The following is a 7489-nucleotide window of genomic DNA, read 5'->3' on the forward strand; positions in this document are numbered from 1 at the left end:
AACTTGGTTCGCTCTCTCGATCAGGGCCGGGTAGAGCAACAAATCGCGGGGTGGATATCCCAGCAACGCCAGCTCCGAGGCGATGGCCAACTCTGCTCCCGCCGCCGCCACTGCCTCGACTGCCGAACGGATGCGCTCGGCATTTCCGCTTAGATCGCCGACGATGTAGTTCAGTTGCAACAGCGCTACCTTCACCCTGCCCCCCATATGGTAAATCTCACCATAAGTGGCCCAAACCGAATCGTCAACAAGATTCTGCTGCGGGCAAGCGAAGAATAAACGTGGTTTGGTGGGCAGTGCTTTCCACCTGCAAAGAGCCGCCCAAGTGGTTGGCAATGGCTTGGGCCAGAGCCAATCCCAAGCCTGTTCCCCCCTGCTGCCAGGGATCCGAGTGGGGGATGCGATAAAACTGCTCGAAAATGCGTTCTTGTTCTTCGAGGGGAATGGTGGTGCCCGTGTTGGTCAAGCGCAGCTCCCAGCGGTCGGAACCTAAAGCAACAGCCTCTAGGACAATGTGTTCGCCGGCGGGCGTGAATTTGTGGGCATTGGTCAAAAGCTCACAGACCAAGCGCTCCAACAGGCGAGGATGGGTGTGCAGATAGGGCAGGTGGGGATCCCAGTGAACTTCTAGGGTTTGCTGCCGCTTGCGCATCCGGTCTTGGAACCGATTGATAAGAGGTGCCAAAAGGAGAGGCAGGTTAACCTGCTCAGAGGGCAGCTTGAGCGTATTGCCCGACAAATTTTGTAGATCTAGAAGATCGTTAATTAGGGAGATCTCTCGCTCGCACGCCTGCTCCAGAACCTCAAGATACTGGATTTGCTTGGGGGTGAGAGGAGAAACTTGATGGCTCAGTTTCAGCAGGTGAACCGAGAGGCTAATGCTGGTAAGGGGAGTGCGCAGCTCATGGGAGACGGCGGCCAGGAAGTTATCCCTAATTTGGCTGAGTTTTTTCAATTCCGTCACCTGAGCCTGGCTGCTGAGGTAGAGCCTGGCCTGTCGCAAGGCAATCGCGCACTGGGCCGCCATTTGCTGGGCCAAATCGATTTCCCAATCGCTAAAACTCTCCTCAGGGGGCCGGGCCAGCCACAGATCCCCAAGAATGCCCTGATCGTCCGCAATGGGGCAGGCCAGCTTGGTCAAATAAGGGGGCAAAGTGTCGGGATCCCGTTGACGATCCCGAGCGCACAGTTGAAAGCACCAGCCTCGCCATAGCTGTTCGTAGAAGAGGGGAAAATCTTTCATCTGAACCCGAGCCCCGACCCCAGAGGTCGAAAGCGTCGTGTATTCATAGCTGATCAGGGAGTAGGTTCGGCGGCTATCGTAAAGGCCAACATTGCAAAAAAGAACGCCCAAAAATTTCCCCAGCTCGTTCACAACTGTCTGCAAGATCTGCCTTTCATCCAGAGTTGCCCGTATCTGATGGATGAGGCGGCGCAGAATCGATTCAAACTGTAGACTGCGTTCCAGTTGCTGGGTTCGCTGTTGCACCAGAGCTGTTAACTCAGCTTCTCGCGTTTGCTGGGCCAGCTCCAAACGCTTACGCAGAGTAATATCACGCACCAAAACAATGGCCTCATCCGGCCCAAAGGGCAACAGACGGGCCTCACGATATTCCGGCAATGCTTCCGCAGTGTCTTGAGAAGTTTTGGGAAGCGGATATTCAATAACCTGAATTTCTCCCGTTTGAAAGGCTTTCTCCAACAAGGGAGCAAAGTAGGTTTTCCAATGCTCTGGAAACAGATCTTGAATGTATTGGTTGAGATAGCGGTCATCGGGATAGGCGGATGCAAATCCTCTGGGGGGCTTATAGGACAAGACTAGCCCTTGCCGATCCACCTGCAGAATCATGTCTGGAATCACTTCGTAAAGGGCGCGGTAACGTGCTTCGCTGCGGGCCAGATCGGCCAAACTTTCTCGCAGGTGAGTTTCGGCCCTTTTTCGCTCGGAAATGTCTTCTAGAAATTGAATGGCAAACAGAGGCTCGTTTTGAGCGTTTCGCACTACAGACAGTTGCAGGCGAACCCAGATCTCTCTGCCATCTTTACGGCGGATCACCTTTTCATATTCATAGTTGCTAGCGTATCCGGCAATCAATTCATTCCAGAGTATCTCGCCCCGTTCTCGGTCTTCAGGATAGGGAGTGTAATCTTCCGCTTTCAGAGCCGACCAATCTTCCTCGCTGTACCCTGTAATCTCTGCCATTGCCGGGTTGAGGCTGAGATACCGGGGATCAGGATCCAGGCTCATCAGAGCAATCCCTTGGCTACAGAAGTTGAAGATCCCCTGCAATTGGTTTTGAATTTCCTCAAGAGCAGATTTGATGGATCGGCGCTCGCTAATATCATCCAGGAAGTAAACGGCAAACAGAGGCTTTTGTTCTTCATCTCTCACAACATAAACCTGAGACTTTACCCAGATGATTTGGCCATTCTTTCGGGTGTAGCGATGTTCCCATTCATAATGACTGCGCCGACCCTCGATCATCTCCTGCCAGAGGTTTTTTAGGGTTTCAACATCAGCCAAATCTGGGATATAGGCCTCCAGAGGCAAAGCTTTCAGTTCCTCTGCAGAATATCCTGTTATATCCTTGAGGGCTGAGTTCATGCCATGTGGCTTGGATTCTGGCTCAAGAGGCAGCAGAGAAATGCCCAAATTGCAGGACTCTACAATACCCCAGAATCGCTGTTGAATCTCCAACAAAGCCAGCTCTAGACGCTTACGCTCGGTAATATCTTGAATGCAGCCAAGCACGCAATTTGCTCCGTAGGGAACTATGCAAATTTCTTGGTAACGGAGCTCTCCCGCTGAGTTGGTTAGGGGATATTCCAAGGTTTGCCGGGATCCGCTGCTCAAGCAACGGTCAATCAGCCTCCGGAGTTGGTCGCTAACCTCAGAGCCGAACAGCTCTTGCACTGCTTTTCCCTGAAGGTGCTCTGCTGGGAGTGAGGCAACACAAGCATTCTCCGGGGAAGAAATCAGCTCTAGGCATTGGCCTTCTTGGCTAAAGATCATTAAGGCTTGTGGGATAGCACAAACCAACCTTTTGTAGCGGAGTTGGCTCTCTGCAAGCGCTTGTTCAGCCTGCTTCCGCGCCGTGATGTCTTCCACATACCCCTCAAAATAGAGGGGATCCCCTGCCGGATTGCGGACAACTTGAATTTGTTCTCGCACCCACAAGTCCAAGCCCTTGCGACTGTGGATCAAAAACTCTTGGGCCACTCTCCCATCGCCGACTTTGCCTGCAAGCAGATCCTGGAAAAACTGGCGACGACCGGCAGCGTCAGCATAGAGATGATGGCCAAAATCCGACAGATGGCGCATCAAATGGGCAGAGGAAGTATAGCCATATATCTCGGCAAGCTTGGCATTGGCAAACCGGTATCGTCCCTGCAGATCCACACGAAAGATCCCAATGGGGGCATTTTCCAGGAGCACATCAAGTTCGGCCAGCATCAGGATCCCCTATTGGCAAGCAGTACCAGGGCACTGAGAACACCTGTCCTTGGGATTATGTATCATTTCTGCCTTAAGCGATGTTTCCCGCACTACAAGTTCCCCCCTAACCCCGTAAAATCACGGGCGAGGAAGGGCGCTTAGGTTTCTGTGGATGTTACCCCGTGGGCTGCCGGTAGGGCAGGGATCCCTGTGCAGATTCTCAACTACTCCACCCCTGCAGTCTCCGGGGATTCCGCCTGAGTTTCCGGGTGAAAGTAGCGGTAAATCTGCCGGGCAATCTTCGGGCCAATGCCGGGCACTTGAGCCAACTGGTCTTCTGAGGCCACCTGAATGCGGGCAATCGACCGAAATTCTTCCATCAGCAGCTTTTGCCGATACTTGCCCAAGCCGGGGATCTCGTCCAGCGTAGAGGCATGTTGACGCGCTTTCCGTTGCTGGCGATGAAAGGCGAGAGCAAATCGGTGGGCCTCATCTCGCAGGCGTTGCAACAACAAGCGAGCCGGATCTTGGGCGGTCAACCGCAAGGGCACAGGATCCCCCGGCAGAAAGATCTCTTCTTCTCGTTTGGCCAAGGCAATTACCGGCAGGTGATCCAGCCCCAAATCCGCCAAGACGGCCATGACTGCCGACAACTGCCCCTTGCCCCCGTCGATGAGCACCAAATCCGGCTGATCCTCAGGGGTCATTTTGCTGAAGCGACGCCGGGCCACTTCTGCATGGCTGGCAAAATCATCGGAGTGACCGGGGCGCACCTCAGGGTTGCGAATCTTGTAGCGGCGGTAGTGCTGTTTGGCAGGCAGGCCATCGATAAACACCACCTGACTGGCCACAGCATCGGATCCCTGGATGTGGGAAATATCGTAGGCTTCTAGACGGCGGGGCACATCCGGCAAATCCAAGACTTCTGCCAAGCGCTCCAAGGCCGCGGCATCCCGATCCGCCAAGCGCTGAGTGCGGGTTAGCTCCAGTTGTGCATTCCGCTCAACCAACTCGATCAGCTCGGCTTTGCTCTGCCGTTGGGGGGCAACAAGGCTGACCTTGCGGCCTTTTTTCTGACTCAGCCAAGACTCCAGAAAATCGTGATCGGGCAATTCATACTGGGTCAAAATCTCAGAGGGAATTTCCACCGGATCGCAGTATTGATAATGCTCTTGTAAAGCCCGCTGCAAGATAAGGCCTGGGTCGTCACCGCGGTTTTCGGCCACAAACCCCAGCCGCCCCACCAACTTGCCTGCCCGCACCTGAAACAATTGAATGCAGGCTCGTGAATCATTCATGGCCAAGGCCAGAGCATCACGGCTGACGGTAGAGTTAGGCAAAGAGACCTTCTGGGATTCTCCCAATTGTTCCAAACCGCGAATTTGATCCCGATATCGTGCGGCTGCCTCATAATTTTCCTGTTCGGCGGCCTGGATCATCTTCTCCTGCAGCTCTCGGATCAGCTCATCTGTCTGGCCTTGGAAGATCATGGCCACTTGAGTCAGCGTTTTGCGATACTCTTCTGGGCTGATCAAGCCTTGGCATACCCCGGGGCAGCGCCCAATGTCGTAGTTCAAACAGGCGCGATCTTTGTACAGAGGTTTGGGCCGTTGGCGCAAGGGAAAAATTCGTTTGACCAACCCAAGGGTATGGCGCAACAGGCCAACATCGGTGTAGGGGCCATAGTATTTGTCTTGATTCCGATCAAGGCGACGATGGCGGGTGATGTAAAGCTGAGGATAAGGCTCCGACCAGGTAATACACAAATAGGGATACTTTTTATCGTCCTTAAGGAGAACATTATAAGGGGGCTGATAGGTCTTAATCAGATTGTCTTCTAGGGCTAGGGCTTCACTTTCATTATCGGTAACGATAAACTCGATCTCGCAAACCTGAGCTACCATGCGCTGAATGCGAGGAGGCAGGTCGCCGGTAAAGCGGAAATAAGATCGCACTCGAGAGCGCAATTTCTTGGACTTGCCTACATAGAGGATCTGATCCGTGGCATCTCGCATTAAATATACGCCGGGTTCAGCAGGAATCTCCTTGAGACGGCTCTCTAGAACGTCACGGCTGTGAATCAGAGGGACGGTCATAAAGTTCAGTTCTACCGGGTAGAGTCAGGGATCCCATGACTTCAATCTAGCAAGGATATGGCTTTTCTCGGCAACACTGACTCCAATCCATGTGGAGACACAGTCATTCTGAACAATCATTCTGAACAAGTTTGGGAAGCTCGTCCTGCTTTCAAGCTCCAACCTGCTAGCACAAATGGCAATAGCTCGTCGCATCGCAGGATCAAATTACCTCTTTTGACGGGTAGACCTCCATGATTTGGGAAGGATAAGTTGATTTGTGATTAACATAATTTTGTCCAGAGTTCTGGTAGTTCATTTACATAAGATATAGCAGCAATGGAAAGTCGCTTAAGTTTATTAACTAGTTAACTAGTTAACTAGGGATATATTGAATTCTGAGACAATCTTTTGAGTAGATTCAGGTATAAATTGCCTGTGACAATCCTGGCATCGATAATGCTGCTTTCCATTATGGATCTTGTCGTATCTAAGTTAAAAGAATGACGGCTTGGGCAAGTCAGCATGAGCTTACTCAGAAACACGAAAAATCTAGGGTAATAGTATCATTGCTCCCAGAGCACCACCAGTATAGTCAATAGGGCAAGGGCTCCGTCCCGCTGGCGCGACCCGAATCTCTGAGCTCTATCCTTACAATTGAGCTCCTGGATCCTGGCCTATGTCTTGCTGCAGGGCGGCCAAGTCTATCTTTGGCTTCTGGGTCTTGACTTTTGTCGGCCTGAGGTCTTCTAGGTTCAGCCAGCGATAGACCGTTGCACGCCTGACTTTGTACATCTGTTGTACATCTGTGGGGTTGCCCTCTTCCTGGACATACCCTACGGCTGTCTCCCTACCGCAGTTCTCCACAGGGCCAGTTGCCAGCGAGCGGAGCCGGTGTGAGCTGGCGCATTCGCCCTAGCTTTCTCAGATCGTCCGCAGTCCGTCGGGGAAAGCTGCAGAAGAAACTCGAAAAATCTGTTCATGGCGAGCTTTTTTGTCTTTACTTCGCTGAGCCGATTGCCCCAACGGTTGCTCTGTTGGCAAGAGCCAGCCGTGACTTGAGACTGCCCCCCTTTTCCTGTCGGATTGGAGTGCGATATGCTGGTTTTCCATCTCTGAAAGCGTGATTTATTCCAAACTGTTTTTACTCCTATGAATCCCCATCCCTCTCAGGTCTCGGCCCCTATCCTGCAGGAAAACTGGCACTTTCAAGAGCGGGATGCTTGCGGGGTCGGCTTTTTGGTGAATCAGCAGGGGAGAGCCAGCCACGACCTCTTGCAGAAAACCCTTCAGGCCCTCACCTGTATGGAACATCGGGGTGGCTGTGGCGGCGACGGCCAGAGCGGTGATGGGGCGGGCATTGCAACGGCAATCCCCTGGTCGCTGTTGCAGGCAGAGAGGGAAGAAATTCGAGCTTGGGATCCCACTCACAGCGCGGTGGGGATGGTCTTTTTGCCTCAGGATCCTGCTGAGTGTCAGGCGGTGCAGCAGGTGATCGATGAGTACTTGACCACCACCGACTGGCAGCGGGTGGTTTGGCGGCAGGTACCGGTCAATCCCAATTGCCTGGGGCCGATGGCGCGGCAGACCATGCCCTCCATTTGGCAGATGCTCCTCACCCATCCCACGCTGGAAGGAGACGAGCTAGAGCAGCAGCTCTATCTGTTGCGGCGGCGCATTCGGCGGCGGGTAGAGGCTCGGTTTGGCTTTTATGCTCTGTATTTTGCCTCTTTGTCCTGCCGGGTTGTCGTTTACAAAGGCATGGTGCAATCGTCGGTTCTGGGCCAGTTTTATCGAGATCTGCAAAACCCCCTCTACACCACCACCTACGCCACCTACCACCGCCGCTTCAGCACCAATACCCTGCCGCGTTGGTCGCTGGCTCAGCCTTTCCGCTACCTCTGCCACAACGGCGAGATCAACACCTACCTGGGCAATGTCAACTGGATGGCCGCCCGCGAACAAACCCTTTCCCATC

4 protein-coding genes and 1 pseudogene are annotated in these 7489 nt (G+C 53.3%); 1 reads left to right on the forward strand and 4 read right to left on the reverse strand.

Annotated elements, in window-relative coordinates:
• From NW837_RS03465 to NW837_RS03480, 4 genes are all read right to left on the reverse strand, one after another.
• Positions 1 to 207: nitrilase-related carbon-nitrogen hydrolase (locus NW837_RS03465; protein WP_414329289.1), on the reverse strand; the 207-nt coding region annotated here is incomplete at its 3' end.
• Between the two features lie 37 nt (positions 208 to 244).
• Positions 245 to 3454, reverse strand: coding sequence for a PAS domain S-box protein (locus NW837_RS03470; RefSeq protein WP_414329290.1), 3210 nt, complete (start codon positions 3452 to 3454; stop codon positions 245 to 247).
• A 206-nt stretch (positions 3455 to 3660) separates the two neighbouring features.
• Entirely contained in the window at positions 3661 to 5532 is a 1872-nt protein-coding gene (gene uvrC, locus NW837_RS03475) for an excinuclease ABC subunit UvrC (protein ID WP_414329291.1), read from the reverse strand.
• 630 nt (positions 5533 to 6162) lie between these two features.
• Complete coding sequence (locus NW837_RS03480; protein ID WP_414329292.1) at positions 6163 to 6378, reverse strand: IS630 transposase-related protein; 216 nt, start codon at positions 6376 to 6378, stop codon at positions 6163 to 6165.
• A 285-nt stretch (positions 6379 to 6663) separates the two neighbouring features.
• On the opposite strand from NW837_RS03480, the pseudogene NW837_RS03485 reads away from it, so the two are divergent.
• A pseudogene (locus tag NW837_RS03485) lies at positions 6664 to 7489 on the forward strand (glutamate synthase subunit alpha); the annotation flags it as partial.

It is taken from the genome of Synechococcus sp. R6-10 (assembly GCF_047461815.1).
Classification (GTDB): domain Bacteria; phylum Cyanobacteriota; class Cyanobacteriia; order Thermostichales; family Thermostichaceae; genus Thermostichus.

What these genes read in the sequence shown, in the direction of transcription:
- NW837_RS03470 (WP_414329290.1), bottom strand. Translation starts at nt 3,454, where the DNA reads ATGCTGGCCGAACTTGATGTGCTCCTGGAAAATGCCCCCATTGGGATC.
- uvrC (WP_414329291.1), bottom strand. Translation starts at nt 5,532, where the DNA reads ATGACCGTCCCTCTGATTCACAGCCGTGACGTTCTAGAGAGCCGTCTC.